This is a genomic window from Denitraticella aggregata (assembly GCF_048158365.1).
GTDB lineage: Bacteria > Pseudomonadota > Gammaproteobacteria > Burkholderiales > Rhodocyclaceae > Azoarcus_F.
In genome coordinates this window covers 321,269-340,005 of the sequence record NZ_JBLLNL010000001.1, presented here as the reverse complement: position 1 = coordinate 340,005, position 18,737 = coordinate 321,269, and the positions used below count along the sequence as shown (strand labels likewise).

Here is an 18,737-nt window from a genome sequence, read left to right as displayed (position 1 = left end):
TTGCGATTTAGAAACGCTCAGCGGGCGCTGGCCTTTCTCATGATGTCCTGCTTGATCTGGTCGGTGACCAGCTCGAACATCTGGCCGGCACTGGCCATCTCCTGTTCGCTGACATTGGCGGTGTAACCATCGACCTTGCCGCCGCCGTAACCGCGAATCTGGTCCTTGGTGATCCCGGGCAGGCTGTCGACCCGGTTGAAGGCATCACGCAGGCTGGACTTGACGCTGGCATCGACGGCCGGGTGAATCGCCAGCGGCGGATACGGGATCGGTGCGCTCTTGGCCACCACCTTGACTGTTGCGGGGTCGATGCTCCCGGCATTGACCGCCTTCTCGAAGGAGTCGAAGGAGGCGCCGCCGGCATCGACCAGACCTTCGGACAGCGCCAATAACACGTTGGCATGACTGCCTGCGAGGTTGATATTACCGAGATCCCCAGTCGGATTGACACCCGCCGTCATCATCATCGCTACCGGCACCGCGAAGCTCGAGGTGGAGTTGATATCCCCCAGCGCAACTTTCTTGCCCTTGAGGCTGGCTACGTCGGTCACGCCACTGTCGGCACGGGCGAAGATGCCAGAGTAATAGACCGAATCTCCTTTGCGCACGGCCATCGCAAGCAACTCGGCGCAATCACGTGCCTTGGCTTGCAGGTAGGTCGCAGGGCCAAACCAGGCGATATCAGCCGCACCACCGCACATGGCTTCGACCACGCTGCCGTAACTCTGGCCGACAGTCAGATCGAACTTGAGCCCGGTGGCTTGTTCGATCGCGGTGAAGATCGGCTGGAAGTCCTTCCGGGTGCCGTCCTCGGTACCGCCGTCAGCCGGCACCAGCACCACACGCAAGGGTTTGGCGGTACTGCCGTCGTTCTGTTGGGCCTGTACGGCAAAGGGCAGGGTAATTGCGGCGAGACCGGCGATGGCGACGGTCAGCAGTTTGCGACGGATGGATTGTTTCAGGTACATTGCTTGAGCTCCTGTGAGAGGCATGACAAAGGGCGAGGTTTGCGAGACCTTCAGGGGGTGATGCGCAGTTGGATCCGGTCTGCGCGGAACCGGGTGATCGCGTATTCGACCGGGGTGTCGTCCCGCTCGTCCACGTTGATGCTCTTGACCCGCAGCACCGGTCGGTTCTGCGGCATTGCCAGCAGCCTTGCGTCGTCCCCTTGCGGGAGCACCGCGGTCACCAGGCTTTCGGTACGTCTCAGGCTGCAGCCGTAATCGGCCTTCAACACTGCATGCAGCGACCCACTCTCGAAGCGCTGCCGCAAATCCGGGAACCGTGTCGCCGGCACGAAGTGGGAGATCACACACACTGGCCGCTGGTCGGCCAAGCGCAGCGTCTCCAGCCAATGCACCTTGGCGCCGGCCGCAATCGCCAGCCGCGCGGCCACACTGGGAGAGGCTTCGATGGTTTGGGCACGCAAGATGCGGTTCTCAGCGGTCAGGCCGAGCAAGGCGAGGTTCTCGGTGAAGCGGGTGCCCTTGCCGATCTGATAATCCCACTGGGTATCGAGCACGAACACACCAAGACCGTGACGGCGCTCGAGCAGGCCCGCCTCGACCAGCTCATCCACAGCCCGTCGCAGGGTGTGGCGATTGACACCGAAACGCGCGGCCAGTGCGCCTTCCGAGGGCAGGCAGTCACCCGGCGCCTGCTGGTCGCGCACCTCCTTCTCGAGCTGCCGCGCGATCTGAGCGTAGATGGCGGTTCCGGATTCGCGGTCGAGCAAATAAAGACTCATGACGGGCCTGCATAGCTGTCTAGATGACTGGATGACCGGCATCCTAATCATCGTCTGTGACGGTGCAATGAAGCTTGTGTGACGACTGAACATTACAAAACGTCGCCGACCGCCCGATGCACCTGAAACGCGCTCGAGCACGGTTCGCCCATAGCGGAAACAACATCCAATTCAATAATCGTTGTATTATTGAACTAATCGATTCTGAGCTTCCCGCTCGCATCCATGAACGTCCTCTTTCTCTGCACCGGTAACTCGTGCCGCTCGATTCTCGGCGAGGCCACTTTCAACCATCTGGCGCCCAATGGATGGCGCGCCATCAGTGCCGGGAGTCAGCCCACCGGCCAGGTCCATCCGCGTTCGCTCGCCTTGCTGCAGCGCGAGGGCATCGCCACCGAGGGTCTCCACAGCAAGTCATGGGGCGACCTGCCGCTGACACCGGACATCGTCATCACCGTGTGTGCCAGCGCGGCCGGCGAAGCCTGCCCGGCCTATCTCGGACCGGTGCTGCGCAGCCACTGGGGTGTGGACGACCCGGCCCATGCCACCGGCACCGAAGCCGACATCGACGCGGCCTTCGTGAATGCCTACCGCATCCTGCGCGCCCGCATCGAAACGCTGCTCGCGCTGTCGCTGACCGAGCTCGAGCACGACCGCAAGCGTCTTAAGGCCGAACTCGACCGCATCGGCAATCTGACCGTCTGACATTCACGCTTTTCAAAGGAAACCCTCAAAATGGCAAACATCCAGATCTTCGACCCCTCGCTGTGCTGCAGCAGCGGCGTGTGCGGCGCAGACGTCGACCAGGCACTGGTCACTTTCGCGGCCGACGTCGACTGGGCCAGGTCCCAGGGCGCCACCATAGAACGCTTCAACCTCGCGCAGCAGCCTCTTGCGTTCGCAGAGAATGAAATCGTCAAGGGTTTTCTAGAGCGCGCCGGCCAGGAGGCATTGCCGCTGACGCTGGTGGACGGCGGCGTCGCGCTGGCCGGACGTTACCCGAAGCGCAGCGAGCTTGTTCGGTGGGCCGGCCTCGCAGTACCGACAGCCGAAACCGCGGCGGCCTCGGGCTGTTGCTCCGGTGGCCGCTGCGGCTGAACGGCACGGAGACTCCAACATGATCGCGACGCCCACACCCCTATTTCTTGCGCATGCTCCGCGCTTCCTGTTCTTCACCGGCAAGGGCGGAGTCGGCAAGACATCCATCGCATGCGCCAGTGCGATCGAACTGGCCGAAGCAGGCAACAAGGTGCTGCTGGTCAGCACCGATCCCGCCTCCAATGTCGGTCAGGTGTTCGGCGTCACCATCGGCAACCACATTACCTCCATCCCGGCAGTCTCGAATCTCTTCGCACTCGAGATCGACCCCGAAGCGGCCGCCCGCGACTACCGGGAGCGTCTGGTCGGCCCGGTGCGCGGCGTGTTGCCGGACGATGTCGTCAAGGGTATCGAGGAGTCGCTGTCCGGCGCCTGCACCACCGAAATCGCCGCGTTCGACGAGTTCACCGCGCTGCTCACCGACTCCGAGCTCACCCGCAAGTACGATCACATCCTGTTCGACACCGCACCCACCGGCCATACCATCCGCCTGCTGCAACTGCCGGGCGCGTGGAACGGTTTTCTCGAGGCGGGCAAGGGCGATGCTTCATGCCTCGGGCCGCTCGCCGGCCTGGACAAGCAACGCATCCAATACAAGGCGGCGGTCGATGCGCTGGCCGATGCGGCGCGGACCCGCCTGGTGCTTGTCACCCGCGCGCAGCAGGCCAGTCTGCGCGAGGTTGCCCGCACCCACGAGGAACTCGCAGCCATCGGCCTGACCCGGCAGCATCTCGTCGTCAACGGCATCCTGCCGCCTGCCGAAGCCCGTGCCGACCCGCTCGCGGTCGCGATCCATGGTCGCGAGCAGGCCGCGCTGGCCGCCATGCCGGACGTGCTGCGCAGCCTGCCTCGCGACGAACTGGCACTCAAACCCTTCAACCTGGTCGGCATCGACGCGCTGCGCGGCCTGTTGCGCGAGCAGCCGCTGCCGGACGGCGACGACTCGCCCGTCCCCACCGCCGACGCCCCGGCGCTGGCCGAACTGGTCGATGGCATCGCTGCGGACGGCCACGGTCTGGTCATGCTGATGGGCAAGGGTGGCGTCGGCAAGACCACGCTCGCCGCCGCGATTGCGGTGGAGCTCGCCAGCCGTGGCCTTCCGGTCCATCTCACCACTTCCGACCCGGCCGCGCACCTCGCCGAAGCCCTGGACGGCGCGTTTCCGGGGCTCGAAGTCAGCCGCATCGACCCCCATGCCGAAACCGAGCGCTACCGCCAGCATGTGCTCGCGACCAAGGGCAAGGACCTGGACGATCAGGGCCGCGCGCTGCTCGAGGAAGATCTGCGCTCGCCCTGCACCGAGGAGATCGCGGTGTTCCAGGCCTTCTCGCGCATCATTCGCGAGGCCGGACGCAAGTTCGTGATCATGGACACCGCACCGACCGGTCACACACTGCTGCTGCTCGACGCCACAGGCGCCTATCATCGCGAGATCGCCCGCCAGATGGGCAGCAAGGGCATGAACTTCACCACCCCGATGATGCAGTTGCAGAACCCGAAGCAGACCAAGGTGCTCATCGTCACACTGGCCGAGACCACGCCGGTACTCGAGGCCGCCGCGCTGCAGGCCGACCTGCGCCGCGCCGGCATCGAGCCCTGGGCCTGGATCATCAACAACAGCGTGTCCGCCGCCCACGCCGGCTCGCCATTGCTACGCCGCCGCGCCACCAACGAGTTGCGCGAGATCGCAGCGGTCGTGAATGAGCACGCCAGCCGCCATGCGGTCGTGCCACTGCTCGCGCACGAACCTGTCGGCGCCGACCGATTGCGCGAAATGATCGCGGCGACCAGGCTTGCAACCGGGTCTGGCGTTTGACCATGCCTCGGCCCCTGCGAATCCGGCTTGTGGTCGATGTCGGCCTTCCCGAACCCTGGCGGGCTTGAACCATGGAAAGGCCCGTAGCCCTTACGATCTTCGAATCCCTGTCCTCCGGCATCCGCCTGGACGTGTTCCGACTGCTGGTCCGCATGGGGCCGGAAGGCATGGTGGCGGGCGACATTGCGGCCAATCTGGCCGTGCCGCCCACGAACATGTCCTTCCACCTCAAGGCGCTCACCCACGCCGGCCTGGTGTCGGCCGAACAGGAGGGGCGCTTCCAGCGCTACCGCGCCAACATGGCGCTGATGCACGATCTGATCGACTACCTGACCGCAGAATGCTGCACCGGCGCGCCGGAACAGTGCATCGACGCGACAATCCCCCCGTGCGTGCCGGTCCGGCACCGCTGAGCGCGAACCCCGCACCGATCCGGCCTGGCGCAGGACCCGGCGTGGCCGCCCGAGCCGTCATCACCCCGGGCCGGCCCGGCGGCTCGAAAAAAATTGTCCACGAAATCTTCACCGGCCTGTAACCCGGCTCTTCTATCTTTGGCGCTCCTCAACGACACATCGACAGGAGATCCACTGCGATGAAAGACAATTCCCTCGAGCTGATGCTCGCCGACAACGGCGACGAACTGCCGTCCAACGATTCCAGCAATCCGACCTTCGCCTCCATCCTGGAGCGTCGTTTCTCCCGCCGCGACATGATGCGCACGTCGCTCAGCGCAGCCGTCGTCGGCGCGTTCGCGACCGCCCCGGTCGCCGCGATGGCGCGCACCGGCTTCCTGCCGCCGGTCGCCGCCGGTAACGCCGCTTTCGGCCTGAACCCGACCCTGAGCTTCGACGCGATCCCGGTGGTCCGCTCCGACACCGCCACCGTGCCGCACGGCTACAAGGCGCAGGCGCTGGCCTCCTGGGGTACGCCGATCACCGGCAGCTACCCGGCCTTCGACGGCGTCAACGGCAACAGCGGCGAGGACCAGGAACAACAGGTCGGCTCGCACCACGACGGGCTCCACTATTTCCCGATGGCGGAAGACCCGAACGGCCACGGCATCCTGTGCATCAACCATGAGTATGTAGATCAGCGTGTACTGCATGCGAACGGCCCGACCACGGACAACAACACCCGCCCGCAGGACGAAGTGCGCAAGGAGATCGCGGCCCATGGCGTGACCTTAGTCGAGATCAAGCGCACCAATGGGGAATGGGATGTGGTCCGCGGCGATTACAACCGCCGCATCACCGCCGGCACGCCGTGCGAGATCGCCGGCCCGGTGCGCGGCTCGGACTTCGTCAAGACCAAGCACAGCCCCGACGGCACGATGGCCCGCGGCACGATCAACAACTGCGGCAACGGCCATACCCCGTGGGACACCTACCTCGCCTGCGAGGAGAACTGGGCGGGCTACTTCGTCAACCGCAGCCCGCGTCCTCGCGAGCAGAGCCGCTACGGCGTTCGCACCTCTACCAGCCGCTATCTCTGGGACACCGTCGCCGGCGACGCGTACGAGCGCTTCAACGTCACCCCGAGCGGCGCCAGCGCGACCGAAGACTATCGCAACGAAGTCAACGGCCACGGCTGGATCCTCGAGATCGACCCGTTCGATCCGACCAGCACACCCAAGAAACGCACCGCAATGGGCCGCTTCGCCCACGAGGCCTGCGCTTTCGCCACCCCGCAAAACGGCCAGCCCCTCGCGTTCTACTCCGGCGACGACGCCCGTAACGAATATATCTACAAGTTCGTCACCAAGGGCCGCTGGAATCCCAACCGGGTCGACCGCGACATGCTCGACCATGGCAAGCTGTACGTCGCCGTGTTCAACGACGACGGCAGCGGTGAATGGCGTGCGCTGGACTTCAACGATCCGGCCTTCCTCGCCGCCGCGCTGGAAAAGGGCGTGCAATTCACCAGCCAGGCCGACGTGCTGGTCAACACCCGTCTCGCGGCCGACGTGGTCGGGGCGACCAAAATGGACCGTCCGGAATGGGGCACGGTGCACCCGCAGACCAACGAGGTGTATTTCGCGCTGACCAACAACAACACCTCGCGCACCGAGACCGATGCGGCCAACCCCCGCCTGCCTAACCCATACGGCCACATCATCCGCTGGCGCGAAGAAGGTAACCGCCCGTGGGCGACCAAGTTCGAATGGGACATCTTCGTGCTCGGCGGGCCTGAAGAAGACAGCCAGATCCTGCCGGCCCAGGACGGCCCGGCGCTGGACGAAAACAACCGTTTCGCCAGCCCGGACGGCCTGTGGATCGACCAGAACGGCATTCTGTGGATCCAGACCGACATGAGCGGCAACCAGCAGGCGGGCATCAACGGGACCAACTTCGGCGAGAACGGCATGCTCGCGGCCAACCCGATCACCGGCGAGATCAAGCGCTTCCTGGTCGGTCCGTTCAACCAGGAGACCTCCGGTGTGGTCTCGACGCCGGACGGGAAGACGCTGTTCGCGAACTTCCAGCACCCGGGCGATCGCTCACGGCCGGGCGAGTTCACCAGCAACTGGCCGGACAACGGTGCGGTCTATCGCCACCCGGGCGATGCACCGGTGCAGGTCGATCCGAAGGGCCCGCGTCCGCGCTCCTCGACCATCGTCATCACCCGCGAAGATGGCGGCGTGGTCGGCCTGTAAGCGCTGACGATTGTCCCGAGGCGGCCGCAGCCACTGCGGCCGCCTCGGGCAGAACGACCGGACCCGCTGCAATGCGGGTCCTTTTCTTTTGGAAGAACCGGACCGATGACTGCGCCGCCCACCCCCGCATTGACGCTGCCGAAACCCGGCGAGCGTGCCCCGGAGTTCCTGCTGCCGCCCGAAGACGGCATGTTGACGACCTTCTATGAGCGCTACTGCGGCCGCCCGGCCGTTCTGCTGCTCGCGCACCGAGCCGACGCGTTCTCACCCTTCGCAGCATTAGGTGAGGCGATCCCGCTGCTGGGGCTGCTGCCCGGTGCAGGCAGCGCGAAGGTCCCGGCCGCGATCGCCGCGATGCAGGACCATGGCCGACTGACCGACATGCTTGGACTGACGAACTCGAGTAATGACGAGCCGCTCGCCTGGCTGCTCGACCGGCAACTGAGGTTCCGCGAGCGGATCGACAACGCGAATCCGCAATCCGTTGCCGACGCACTCGACCGACTGGTCGCCCGCGAGCCGGTGCCGCCGTCCTCACCGCCGGTGGTGCAAAGCGGCGCAGCACCTGTACTGTTACTCCCCGACGTGCTCGATGCCGGCCTGTGCGCCCGCCTGATTGCGGCCTACGCTGCCGACAATACCGAAAGCGGCATGGTCCGCCTGATCGATGGTGCTCCGAAGCTGGTCCCCGACGACCGCGCGAAGAAACGCCGCGATCACAGATTACTCGACCCCGACCTGGTCGCCGAGGTCACCGACGCGATGTCGCGCCGGGTGTTGCCTGCGATCGCCGCCGCCTTCAACTACACTGTGACCCGCTTCGAAGGCTTCAAGATCGTCGCCTACGACTCGGCCACCGGCGGCTATTTCCGCCGCCACCGCGACAACGTCACGCCCGACGCGCGCCATCGACGTTTCGCGATGAGCCTGAATCTGGACGATGACTACGACGGCGGTTGCCTCGCCTTCCCGGAGTTCGGCGCCACGCTGTACCGCCCGGAGGCCGGCAGCGCAATCGTGTTCTCGGGCGCGCTGCTGCACGAGGCGACCAACGTCACCCGCGGCAGGCGGCATGTGTTGCTGACCTTCCTTTGGGGCGACGAGGCGGCAGGGTAAACATTCGACCGGCAGGCCAGCGGGCGATGCCTGGTCGACTGCGGCGCCCCTGCGCCCTCCCCTTCAAGGGGAGGGATGGGGTGGGGATGGGTCAAACAGACCCCGACGGCTTACTGACGACCGACCAGCCGCTCGCGGTCGATGCGGAACACCGTCGTCGTGCCGCTGACCTCGTTGGCGACCACCAGCAGCGGCACCCCAGGGATCGGGCTTTTGGCGGCCTCGATCACGATCAGGCCTTCTGCACCGAGATCACCCGCGGCTTCGGTATCTGGCGCTGCCGCGAAGTCGCGGTTGTTGAAGTACTGCACGAAGCTCGGCGCATACGGGTCGGTGATATCGTAGATCATCACGCCGCCGATCCGCTCCAGCCCGACGAAGGCATAGGTGCTGCCCCATAGCTTGGCCACGGTCACGCCCTCGGGCTCCGGCCCCTTGTCGTCGCTGCGGGTCTCGAACGAGTTCTGGCGGTGGTTGGAGTTGAAGAACTCCGGGTAGGCCTCGGCGGTGATCCGCTCGAAGTCCGAACCACTGTCATAGACCTGTTCGATCTCTTCATCGTAGATCGAGAACGAGCGCGCACCGAAGGCGTAGATCGCTTCGTAGCAGCTGCCGTCGGCACGCAGGCCTTCGGTGGTGAGCACGTTCAGACGGCCCATGTTGGCGTTATCGCGCAGCTCGGAAGCGGTCTGTACATTGACCTCATTATCGGCCAGGAAGGTGGTCAGGCGCGGCGAATCCGCACAGAACGGAGTGTTACCGCTCAGAGCGCGGTAGCGCGACACATCGGCGAAGCCCTCGTACTCGCGCGCATCGCCTTCGTTCGCGGTCACGATGTAGTTGCGGCCGCGATACTCGTAGCTCGCGATCGAATCCGGCATGTACACACCAAACACCGGCCAGTTCGCGATACGGATCACGTTGTCACGATCACTGACATCCAGTTCGTTACCCGGCAGCATGTGGTCCTTGAAACCCAGCCCCTTCAGCGCGGTGAATTCACCCGCCTCGATGTCGAGAATGCCGATCGCATTGTTCTCCTGCAGCGCGACCCAGGCCGTGCGTGAGTCGGGCGACACGGTGATGTACTCGGGCTCAAGGTCCTGCGCGACGGTCGCATTCGGCCCGGTGATGCGGATCGAAGCATCCAGTTCGGCATCGTTGAACTGCGTGAAGCCGGCGGTGCGCACATGCCCCTGGTTCAGCGTGCGGACATCACTCGGCAGGTCGATGATGCTGACCGAGCCTTCGGGATCGATGCTGTAGTCGATATTCGGCTCGCCCTCGTTGGCGACCAGCACGCGCTTGCCGTCCGGCGTGAACGTGACCATGTCCGGCAGCGCGCCGACCGCGACCGCCGCGATCACGTTGCCGTCGATGTCGGTGAATACCGCCATGCCCGGGTCGGTCTTCTCCTCGGCTTCGACCGCCGCCACGACCAGTCCCTCGCGCACGTCGACACTATTGACCGTATTGCCGTACTCCGCCAGATCGATACTGAACAATTTGACCAGCGCGCTCGGCACACGCGCATCGAGCACATCGATCTGGCCGCTCTGCGCATTCACGACGAACAGGCGCTGGCTCTGCGGGTCGTGCGCAACGATCTCGGCCGCGGACTGATCGAACACGCCCGACGCATAGCTGCCGATCGGCGTAATGTCGAGCTGGAAAGGCGTCACCTGAGCGACGGCCTGCATGCTGCCAGCCGAGCACAGCGCGACGATGCCGGCCGCGATCGCGTTACGGAGAAACTTCTTGTCGTGCATGGTCTATCCCCTGTCGTGGCAAAAACTGCGACTATCGGGGGCGCCTGTTTCACGGCGATGACGTTTCCGTGTCGGTTTTCCTGCGAAACGTCGCGGCTGAAACATGAACGTCACACTGAAATGCAACACTTCGTGCCAACCCGCGTGCCGTCTCCAGTGGGTCGGCCCCATTGGCGCAGGCCGCGGATGCTCCCGTGACCCTAGACATCCGGGAACCGACCCGACCCGCCGGTTCGGACAGACGCCAAGCGGCACGGACAGCATTCGATGATGAACTCCGACCTCCACCCCTCCCGCGAGACACCCGATCCGGCGCCGCGACCCGGCGCGCGCCTGGGCGAACGGCTGGTCGCGAGCGGCCGCCTGGAGGCACGTGACCTCGAGCAGGCGCTGCTCGCGCAACGCAGCATGGGCGGGCTGCTCGGGCGCGTGCTGATCCGGCTCGGGCTGCTGTCCGAGCTGGATGTCGCGCGCGCGCTGTCGTCCCAGCTCGGCATTCCTCTGGTCGAGGCGGATGGTTATCCGCAGGAAGCGATCGCGGTGCCCGGCCTCGGTGTCGACTACCTGCAACGCCACGGGGTATTGCCGATCGCGATCGGCGACGGCTGGTGCGAAGTCGCGATGGTGACTCCGCAGGACGGATTCCTGATCAAGGCGCTGCAGCTTGCGACCGGCCTCGACGTGCGACCCGCGATCGCGCTCGAAAGCGAACTCGCGGCCGCACAGGCACGACTGTTCGGTCGCGACGACGAAGCACTCGGGCACGAGCCCGACGGCACGCCGGAGGCCGGTCAGGACGGCGACTTCATCGAGCATCTGAAGGATCTCGCATCCGAAGCGCCGGTCATCACCCTGGTGAATCGCATCATCGCGCGCGTGGTCGATCTGCGCGCTTCGGACATCCATATCGAGCCGTTCGAGGACGGCCTGCATGTGCGCTATCGGGTCGACGGCGTTCTGCTCCCGCCCGAACTGGAAGACCTGCGCCTCGCCGCGGCGGTGACGTCGCGAATCAAATTGCTCGCGCATCTGAACATCGCCGAGCGCCGCCTGCCGCAGGACGGACGCATCCGCACGCGGGTCAAGGGGCACGAGCTGGATCTGCGCGTGTCGACACTGCCGACCGTGCATGGCGAGAGCGTCGTGATGCGGGTGCTGGACCGTGCCAGCCTGCGCGTCGAACTCGAGGACATGGGCTTCTCGGCCGAGACGCTGCAACGCTATCGTGAATTGATCGCACGCCCGCACGGCATCGTGCTCGTCACCGGGCCCACCGGCTCCGGCAAGACCACGACGCTGTACGCGTCGCTGGCCAAGCTCGACGCCGACGCGCTGAAGATCCTGACCGTGGAGGATCCGGTCGAGTACCAGCTTGCCGGCGTCAATCAGATCCAGGCGCAGCCCCAGATCGGGCTGGGCTTCGCGCAGGCGCTGCGCGCGATCCTGCGCCAGGATCCGGACATCATCATGATCGGGGAGATGCGCGACACCGAGACCGCCCGCATCGCGGTGCAGTCGGCGCTGACCGGCCATCTGGTGCTGTCCACATTGCACACCAACACCGCCGCGGCCGCGATCACGCGTCTCGAGGACATGGGCATCGAGCGCTACCTGATCACGTCGACCATCACCGGCGTACTCGCGCAACGCCTGATCCGCAGGCTGTGTCCGCAATGCAAGACGCCGCAAACCCTCTCGACAGAGTGCCTCGAAGCGACTGGCCTGGACCGTCTGGTCGACAGCGGCGACGTGCGCGTCCATGAAGCCAGGGGTTGCCCGCACTGCAAGCACACCGGCTACCGCGGTCGAACCGCGATCCACGAGCTGCTGGTGCTGGACCCGACCTGCCGGCAGGCGATCCTGGCGGGCGCGGACGCGGGCGGCCTGCAATCGGTCGCGCGCAGCGCCGGCATGGGATCGCTCTACGAGGACGGCCTGCGCCGGGTGCTCGCCGGCGATACGTCGCTGGACGAGGTGCTGCGTGTCACCCAGGACGAGCACCATGGCTGAGTTCGCCTACCGCGCCGCCACGCTCACGGGCGATACCCGGCGGGGGTCCGTATCGGCCGACAGCCGCGAAACCGCGTTGCGCCAGTTGCGCAACCAGGGTCTGACGCCGATCTCGGTGCAAGCCCCGGGCCCGGAGTCCGCGCACGCGGGCGACGGCGGCGCGGTCATGCCCGCTGCGCCTGCGCCTGCGCACGCGCGCCGCCGCTGGACGCTGCGCGCCGAGCAAGGACCGAACCGCGCCGACGTGCTGATCCTGACCACCGAGCTCGCAGTCATGCTCAAGGCGGGGCTGCCGTTGGACCGGGCGCTGCGGGTAATGGCCGGCATGACCCCCCGCGCCCCGGTCGCCGCACTGGTCGAGGACCTGCTCGCGTCGGTCAAGGCGGGCAAGCCATTCAGCCAGGCGCTGGACGATCATCGGGCGCTGTTCGGCGAGTTCTACATCAACCTGCTGCGCGCCGGCGAGACGAGCGGACATCTGGCCGACACGCTGGCCCAGCTCGCCGCCCATCTCGAAAAAGTCAGCGAGATCCGCGAAAGCGTGATCTCGGCGCTGACCTACCCGGCGATCCTGCTCGTGGTCGCAGTGCTGTCCGTCGCGCTGATGCTCGGCTTCGTCGTGCCGCAGTTCGAGACGCTCTTCGACGACATGGGCGAGGCCCTGCCCTGGCCGACGCGCGCGCTGCTGATCGGCGCCGACTTCGTGACCGCCTGGGGTCCGTGGCTGCTCGCGGCCATGCCGGTCGCGCTGCTGCTGGGCCGGCGTGCCCTGCTCGGCCCGGCCGGACGACGCTGGCGCGACGCCCGACTGCTGCAGCTGCCGGTGCTGGGCCGGGTCCTGCGCGAGGCCGATCTGACCCGCTTCGCCCGCAGTCTCGGCACGCTGATCGGCAACGGCGTGCCCATCGTCGGCGCGATCCGGATCGCGATAGACACGATGAACCTGCAGGGCCTGCGCGATGCGATCGCCCCGGTCCCGGACGCGATCAAGCGCGGCGAGCGACTCGCCGACGCACTCGCACCCGCCCACCTGTTCTCGCCGCTGGCTCTGAACATGGTGCGTCTGGGCGAGGAAACCGGTCGGCTCGACGCGATGCTGCTGGAACTCGCGCGCGTGCAGGAGCGGGGAATCCAGTCGGCGATCAAGCGCGCACTGACGCTGATCGAGCCGGTGCTGATCCTGCTGCTCGGTGGCGTCATCGCCGGGATCATGGCCGCGATCCTGATGGGCATCCTGTCCGTCAACGAGCTGGTGCTCTGAGCCGTGCGAGAGCCGCTGCCAAGCCCGATCCGGGCCATATCTTCCGCACACATCGAACACCTCCCCGCCGAGCGGGCCAGACACGAATCAGGAGCCGCACCCATGCCATCGAAGCAACCATGCACCCGCAACACCCGGCGCGGCTTCACGCTGATCGAACTGCTGGTCGTACTCGCGATCCTGGGTCTGCTCGCTGGTCTGGTCGGGCCGCGCGTGCTGAACCAGCTCGGCGGCGCGAAGAGCAAGACCGTCGCGGTGCAGATCCGCGACCTGGAGCAGGCCGCCGACCTGTTCCGGCTGGATGTCGGCCGCTTTCCGTCCGCACAGGAGGGTCTGGACGCGCTGATGACCCGGCCGTCCAGCGCGAGCGGCTGGAACGGCCCCTACCTGCGCGGCAACGCGCTGCCGCTGGATCCGTGGGGCAACCCATACCGCTATGCCGTCCCGGGTCGCCATGGCGACATCGACATCTATTCCTACGGCTCGGACAATGCGCCGGGCGGCAGCGGCGAAGCCGCCGACGTCGGCAACTGGCAGCTGTGATCGGCCCCGCTCGCGCTCACCTCGCGACCGCGCGGCATCGCCGCCGACACGGCTTCACGCTGGTCGAGATGGTCGTTGCGCTCGGCATCGCGGCATTGATGCTGGCCACTGTGCCGACCGCCGTGACGCGCGCCTTCGACACGATGGCGTACCGCTCGACCGTGCGTCACCTGCTGACGGACCTCAAGCGCGCACGGCTGCACGCGCTGCACAGCGGACAGGCGACGGTGTTCGCCTACGAACCGCAGTCGCGCCGCTTCGGCGTTGGCGAGCAGCTCAAGCGCGAGGTGCCGCCCAAGCTCGCCATCGCGATGATCGTCGCCGACACCGAGGTCGTCGCCACGCGCGCCGGCATCCGCTTCTATGCGGACGGCGGTGCGTCCGGCGGCTCGATCGACGTGATCCGTCCGTCGGGCGATGGCGTGCGCATCAGCGTGGACTGGTTGCTCGGACGGGCGCGCCAGCAAGCGTTCGATGCCTCCGAACGGTCCGGGCCTCTCCGTGACGCGCGAGGACGGCCCGCGGCCGGGCCCCGACTCCCGGCAACGGAGGCGTCATGACGCGCTGCCATGCTGCACGGCCCGACGGGTTTTCGCTGCTGGAAATGCTGGTCGCGATAGCGATCGCGGCGATGACGCTGATTGCGCTGTATCACGCTTCGGGCGGCAGCGTGCGCGCCGCCGCCGAGATCGACCGGCAGACCCGCGCGATCATCGCGGCTGAGTCGCTGCTCGCACTGCATGGCCAGGTTGGACCCGACGGAGTGCACGCGACCGGACGTTTCGAGGACGGAATGGACTGGGACGTCACATCGACTCCGCTGGATTCGGCCCGAAGCACACGACAACGCATGCAGCATATCGTCGTCACCGTCCGATGGCCGCAGGACCGGCAGCTGCAGCTGGTCGGCGTGGTACCGGAGCGGGCGCCATGATCGGCCGCGTTGAAGTGCAGCCGCGCGGCTTCACGCTGATCGAGGTCGTCGTCGCGCTGAGCCTGCTCGGCATGCTGCTGCTCGCGGTCACGGCCGCCTTTCGCGGTCTGGCCCAGACCAGCACGCGCCTGGAACGCAATGCGCTGGCCAGCGAGGATATGCGCGTGGTCACTGCGCTGCTGCAGCGAACCGTCGGCATGGCAGTCGCCCACCCGGGCGCGACCGCGGCCGATCGCGGCATGCGGATCCGATTCGCCGGTCGGCCGGACGCCCTCGAGTGGCTCGCGCCGCTGCCGGCACGCGAGGGCGTGGGTGGGCTCACCCATGTCGGCCTGCAGATCGGACAACATGCTGGCCGCGCGGCGCTGATGCTGCACATTGCGCCTTACGTGAACCACGATCCGCTCGCGGCCGCGACCGGCCTGACCCGGCCGGCCATGCGCGGAGCCGAACCCGACTGGCAGAGGCTGCCGCCCCGCCCGCTGATCGAAGGACTGACCGGCTTCGAGCTTCGCTATCGCGGCGTCGGCGAATCCGCGTGGCACACGCACTGGCTGGATGCCGAGGCGCTGCCCGGCCATGTGATGTTGTCGCTGCAGATCGACGGACGCGACTGGCCACCGCTGGTGATCGCGCTGAACGCTGCGTCGCCGCGGCGCGACGCAGCGCGCACCCGCGCCGGCCAGGAATCGCTGCGACTGGCAGGCGTCGCGCGATGAATGGTCGCCGCTTCGACTCCGGTCATCAGCACGGCATCGCGCTGGTCGCGATGATGTGGCTGCTGGCCGCACTGGCCCTGCTGGTCGCCGGCCAGGTCGGTGCGACGCGCGCCGACCTGCGCAGCCTGCAGACCTTCCGCAGCTTCGCCGAACATGCCGCGCTCGGCGATGGTGCGATCCGGCTGACGATGGCCGAGATCGCGGTGTCGCCGCCGCCGACCCGGCCGCTGCGCCGCACATTGCAGATCGGCGAGCACCGGCTGCGGGTCGAGGCGGTGCCGGCATCGGCGCTGATAGACCTCAACAATGCACCGCCGGAGCTGTTGCACGATGCGCTCGTGTTCGGCGCCGGTCTGTCCGCCGATCGGGCCGGACCGCTTGTCGACGCGCTGGTCGCATGGCGCGATCCCGAAGTCGCGAGCCTCGCCGGCAACCCGACGCCTTCAGTTGGACGCATAGGCGGCTTCGACACGATCGAGGACCTGGTCCAGGTCCCAGGCGTGGACCTCGCGCTGTACCAGCGCCTGTCCGATCTGGTCACGGTGCATAACCCGCTGACCGGCGTGGATCCACGCTTCGCATCCGACCGGGTGCTGACCATCCTGTCCCGCGGCGACCGGGTCCGCGTCGAACGCGTGCTCGCTGCGCGCGACACGGGTGACCCGGCGATGGACATCGCCGACCTGCCCCATGCGCAGATCTCGCATTCGGGCATACGGGTCATGCGCGTCGCGGCCACCCGCCGGGTCGGGGATGCGACGCTGACGCGCGTGGGCTGGCTTGCGAACGAGCGGGTGCCGCACAGCGGTGTACCCTGGCGCGAACTCGCCTTCGAACCGGTGCGGTCGGTGACGATGACGGAGCGTCACGATGGTGGCTGAAACACGCGATGCGCGCGCAATGGCTCACCCGGCGCACGGGTGGGCGCAGTTCCGCCGCGGGTGGTCGGACGCGCTGCAGTGGCCGGTGTTCGCGTGGCTGAACGCGAGCGAGCCGGTGCGGGTCGTCCATGCCGACGGGCGGATCGGCGTGCACGACGGGGCGTCAGGCGCGACGCTGTCGTCGGCACGCGTGCGCACGACCGCGGTGCTGGTGCCGGATCCGATCGTGTTGCGCGCGGAGCGGGTCCTGCCTGCGCTGGACCCGGACGATCTGGCCGCGGCGATCGCGCTGCAGGCGGCCGAACTCAGCCCGTTCGACGAAGCTGACACCGTCCATGGCTGGCAGGCGCGCATGCGCGCCGACGGACGACTGGACGTCATCATCGCGATCGCGTCGCGGGCGCATGTATCCGCCCATCTCGCCGCCCTGGCCGCACGCGCCGCCGACGATCCGCGTGCGCCCGGCCTCGCACTGGCGAGCGAAGCGGAGCCCGAGGTCTGGGCGGGCGGCAACCCTTCGATCGTTCTTCGCGGTTTCGGCGAACCCGCGCGGCTCGCCCGTCAGGCCCGGCACCGCCGAACACTGCTCGCGATGCTGATGATCGCGGCAAGCCTGTCGATCGCGCTGGCGGCGACGCCGGTGCTGGTTCAGTCGCAACGGCTCGCACATGCGCGCAGCGCGTTGCAGGCGCTGCAGTCCGAGACGCGCGCCATCCTCGGCGAGCGCGAATCCCTGGTCCGGACGAACGACAAGCTGAACGCACTGGCGCGCGTGTTCGAGGATGACGTGGATCTGCCGGTGCTGCTCGAGACGCTGACCCGCACATTGCCGGACCAAGCGTATCTGCAACGGCTCGAAGTCAGTGGCCGGCAAGTCCGCATCGCGGGTTTCTCGGACAACGCCGCCCAGCTGATCGATCGCCTCGGCGAGCAACCCGGTTTCGTCGAGGTGCGCACGCCGTCGCCGATCTCGCGCGGCCGGGATGGTCGCGAATCCTTCTCGGTTGAATTCACGTTGAACGGAGCACCTATTGATCGCATCGACTGATTTTCCGGGCCGGCGCGCTCGCGCCGTCGTTGCGATTACGCTGCTCGTCATCGTCGCGCTGCTTTATGCCGGTGGCACCTGGCTGCTCGAGGCCCATGCCGATGCACGGCGCGAACTCGACGACATCGGCGCGCGCCATGCGCGCCTGGCCAGCCTGCGCGACGCGACGCCGCAGATCGTCGCCGCGCTCCACGACGCGACCGCGAGGCTCGACCGTTACGCCTATCCGGTCAGCGTCGGCGTCGACCGCGTCGGCGCCGACCTGCAGCAACGTGTGCGGGCGCTCGCGGCCACTGCGGGGCTGGGCGTGGTGGGCAGCCAGATCCTCGCACCGCGAGAGATGGAAGCTTTCCAGCTGGTCAGCATGATGGCGACGCTGGACGGCGGCATCGAGCAGGTGCACGCCCTGCTGCACTTGCTGGCCGAGGCCGAACCGGCGATACGCGTCGAATATGTCGGCATCCAGCAGGTTCAGCAACGCGGCAACGCGGGCGGGGCCGACCTGCGCGTGCAACTTAACATCGTCGCGTTTCACCTGCTATGAAGCGCTCCGCATCGACCCTGCTCGCCGCGCTGTGCATGCTGCTCGCCGCAGCACTTGCCGCCCGCTGGATCGGCGCCGAAAGGGTGTGGACGCCACCTGCGCCGCAGGCCTCTCCCGACACGCTGTTCCTGAGCCTGGCGCCGGGCGTGACCGATCCACCGGCGACGGCAGATGTCATGCCGGACGCGCTCGCCGAGATCGCCGCCCGTCCATTGTTCAACCCGGGTCGGCGTCCGGCGGCGCCAGGCTCGACTCCAGCGTCCGCTGCGACGCCAGCCGACATCGCACTGGTCGGCGTATTCAGCACCGAATCCGCCGGCGGCGCGATCCTGATGATCGACGGCGCGGCAACACGCGTGCGCACCGGCGAGCGCGTCGGCGGGCTGATCCTGCTCGCCGTGGACGACACGCATGCGCGCTTCGTCGCGGACGACGGCAGCGGTTTCGAACTCGCGCTGCAACGACGCGTGCTGCCGCAGGCCCCGGACGCATACGAGGGTCCGGCGCAAGCGGATGTGCCCGACGCAGATGAAAACGAAGCCGACTGACGCCCCCGGGCCGCAGGCCCCGCCACCCACAGCACGCTCATCCCATGACC

Annotated in this window: 19 protein-coding genes; 16 read left to right on the top strand and 3 right to left on the bottom strand. The window is 67.2% G+C overall.

Annotated elements, in window-relative coordinates:
• Nucleotides 1–17 precede the first annotated feature (17 nt).
• Together ACKVEX_RS01610 and phnF are read right to left on the bottom strand one after the other, a co-directional pair.
• A complete protein-coding gene (locus ACKVEX_RS01610; protein WP_473213929.1) occupies nucleotides 18–968 on the bottom strand; it encodes a phosphate/phosphite/phosphonate ABC transporter substrate-binding protein in 951 nt (316 codons plus the stop codon).
• 50 nt (nucleotides 969–1,018) lie between these two features.
• Nucleotides 1,019–1,747, bottom strand: a complete 729-nt coding sequence (phnF, locus tag ACKVEX_RS01605) for a phosphonate metabolism transcriptional regulator PhnF (RefSeq protein ID WP_473213928.1) — start codon at nucleotides 1,745–1,747, stop codon at nucleotides 1,019–1,021.
• 225 nt (nucleotides 1,748–1,972) lie between these two features.
• Between phnF and ACKVEX_RS01600 the strand changes: the two genes are divergently transcribed.
• The 6 genes from ACKVEX_RS01600 to ACKVEX_RS01575 all read left to right on the top strand — a co-directional run bounded on the left by ACKVEX_RS01600 (nucleotide 1,973) and on the right by ACKVEX_RS01575 (nucleotide 8,430).
• Entirely contained in the window at nucleotides 1,973–2,452 is a 480-nt protein-coding gene (locus ACKVEX_RS01600) for an arsenate reductase ArsC (protein WP_473213927.1), read from the top strand.
• A 30-nt stretch (nucleotides 2,453–2,482) separates the two neighbouring features.
• The gene (arsD, locus tag ACKVEX_RS01595) at nucleotides 2,483–2,845 is read left to right on the top strand and encodes an arsenite efflux transporter metallochaperone ArsD (RefSeq protein ID WP_473213926.1); all 363 of its coding nucleotides are present in this window, start codon (nucleotides 2,483–2,485) and stop codon (nucleotides 2,843–2,845) included.
• A 19-nt stretch (nucleotides 2,846–2,864) separates the two neighbouring features.
• Nucleotides 2,865–4,661 (top strand): arsenical pump-driving ATPase, encoded by a 1,797-nt coding sequence (arsA, locus tag ACKVEX_RS01590; RefSeq protein ID WP_473213925.1) that lies wholly within the window; start codon nucleotides 2,865–2,867, stop codon nucleotides 4,659–4,661.
• A 71-nt stretch (nucleotides 4,662–4,732) separates the two neighbouring features.
• Nucleotides 4,733–5,074 carry an ArsR/SmtB family transcription factor gene (locus tag ACKVEX_RS01585; RefSeq protein WP_473213924.1) on the top strand — a complete coding sequence of 114 codons (342 nt, stop codon included), beginning with the start codon at nucleotides 4,733–4,735 and terminating at the stop codon, nucleotides 5,072–5,074.
• Nucleotides 5,075–5,253: 179 nt separating this feature from the next.
• A complete protein-coding gene (locus ACKVEX_RS01580; RefSeq protein WP_473213923.1) occupies nucleotides 5,254–7,314 on the top strand; it encodes a PhoX family protein in 2,061 nt (686 codons plus the stop codon).
• A gap of 105 nt (nucleotides 7,315–7,419) precedes the next feature.
• The gene (locus ACKVEX_RS01575; protein WP_473213922.1) at nucleotides 7,420–8,430 is read left to right on the top strand and encodes a 2OG-Fe(II) oxygenase family protein; all 1,011 of its coding nucleotides are present in this window, start codon (nucleotides 7,420–7,422) and stop codon (nucleotides 8,428–8,430) included.
• Nucleotides 8,431–8,540: 110 nt separating this feature from the next.
• Here ACKVEX_RS01575 and ACKVEX_RS01570 read toward each other — a convergent pair whose 3' ends face one another.
• Nucleotides 8,541–10,199 carry a choice-of-anchor I family protein gene (locus ACKVEX_RS01570; protein WP_473213921.1) on the bottom strand — a complete coding sequence of 553 codons (1,659 nt, stop codon included), beginning with the start codon at nucleotides 10,197–10,199 and terminating at the stop codon, nucleotides 8,541–8,543.
• 267 nt (nucleotides 10,200–10,466) lie between these two features.
• Here ACKVEX_RS01570 and ACKVEX_RS01565 point away from each other — a divergent pair, with 267 nt between their 5' ends.
• The 10 genes from ACKVEX_RS01565 (at nucleotide 10,467) to ACKVEX_RS01520 (ending at nucleotide 18,687) form a co-directional block, all read left to right on the top strand.
• Complete coding sequence (locus tag ACKVEX_RS01565) at nucleotides 10,467–12,209, top strand: GspE/PulE family protein (RefSeq protein ID WP_473213920.1); 1,743 nt, start codon at nucleotides 10,467–10,469, stop codon at nucleotides 12,207–12,209.
• Nucleotides 12,202–13,470, top strand: coding sequence for a type II secretion system F family protein (locus tag ACKVEX_RS01560; protein WP_473213919.1), 1,269 nt, complete (start codon nucleotides 12,202–12,204; stop codon nucleotides 13,468–13,470). Before ACKVEX_RS01565 ends, ACKVEX_RS01560 begins: the two co-directional genes overlap by 8 nt.
• A gap of 102 nt (nucleotides 13,471–13,572) precedes the next feature.
• A complete protein-coding gene (gene gspG, locus ACKVEX_RS01555; protein WP_473213918.1) occupies nucleotides 13,573–14,013 on the top strand; it encodes a type II secretion system major pseudopilin GspG in 441 nt (146 codons plus the stop codon).
• Nucleotides 14,010–14,573 (top strand): GspH/FimT family pseudopilin, encoded by a 564-nt coding sequence (locus ACKVEX_RS01550; RefSeq protein ID WP_473213917.1) that lies wholly within the window; start codon nucleotides 14,010–14,012, stop codon nucleotides 14,571–14,573. The genes gspG and ACKVEX_RS01550 overlap by 4 nt, the downstream gene beginning before the upstream one ends.
• Nucleotides 14,570–14,947: a type IV pilus modification PilV family protein gene (locus tag ACKVEX_RS01545; protein WP_473213916.1), complete on the top strand. Its 378-nt coding sequence runs from the start codon at nucleotides 14,570–14,572 to the stop codon at nucleotides 14,945–14,947. Before ACKVEX_RS01550 ends, ACKVEX_RS01545 begins: the two co-directional genes overlap by 4 nt.
• Nucleotides 14,944–15,666 (top strand): prepilin-type N-terminal cleavage/methylation domain-containing protein, encoded by a 723-nt coding sequence (locus ACKVEX_RS01540; RefSeq protein WP_473213915.1) that lies wholly within the window; start codon nucleotides 14,944–14,946, stop codon nucleotides 15,664–15,666. Before ACKVEX_RS01545 ends, ACKVEX_RS01540 begins: the two co-directional genes overlap by 4 nt.
• Nucleotides 15,663–16,547: a hypothetical protein gene (locus tag ACKVEX_RS01535; protein ID WP_473213914.1), complete on the top strand. Its 885-nt coding sequence runs from the start codon at nucleotides 15,663–15,665 to the stop codon at nucleotides 16,545–16,547. Before ACKVEX_RS01540 ends, ACKVEX_RS01535 begins: the two co-directional genes overlap by 4 nt.
• On the top strand, nucleotides 16,537–17,595 hold the full coding sequence (locus tag ACKVEX_RS01530; RefSeq protein ID WP_473213913.1) for a PilN domain-containing protein: 1,059 nt from the start codon (nucleotides 16,537–16,539) through the stop codon (nucleotides 17,593–17,595). The genes ACKVEX_RS01535 and ACKVEX_RS01530 overlap by 11 nt, the downstream gene beginning before the upstream one ends.
• Nucleotides 17,579–18,139 (top strand): type II secretion system protein GspM, encoded by a 561-nt coding sequence (gspM, locus tag ACKVEX_RS01525; RefSeq protein ID WP_473213912.1) that lies wholly within the window; start codon nucleotides 17,579–17,581, stop codon nucleotides 18,137–18,139. The genes ACKVEX_RS01530 and gspM overlap by 17 nt, the downstream gene beginning before the upstream one ends.
• Nucleotides 18,136–18,687: a hypothetical protein gene (locus ACKVEX_RS01520; protein WP_473213911.1), complete on the top strand. Its 552-nt coding sequence runs from the start codon at nucleotides 18,136–18,138 to the stop codon at nucleotides 18,685–18,687. Before gspM ends, ACKVEX_RS01520 begins: the two co-directional genes overlap by 4 nt.
• Nucleotides 18,688–18,737 lie beyond the last annotated feature (50 nt).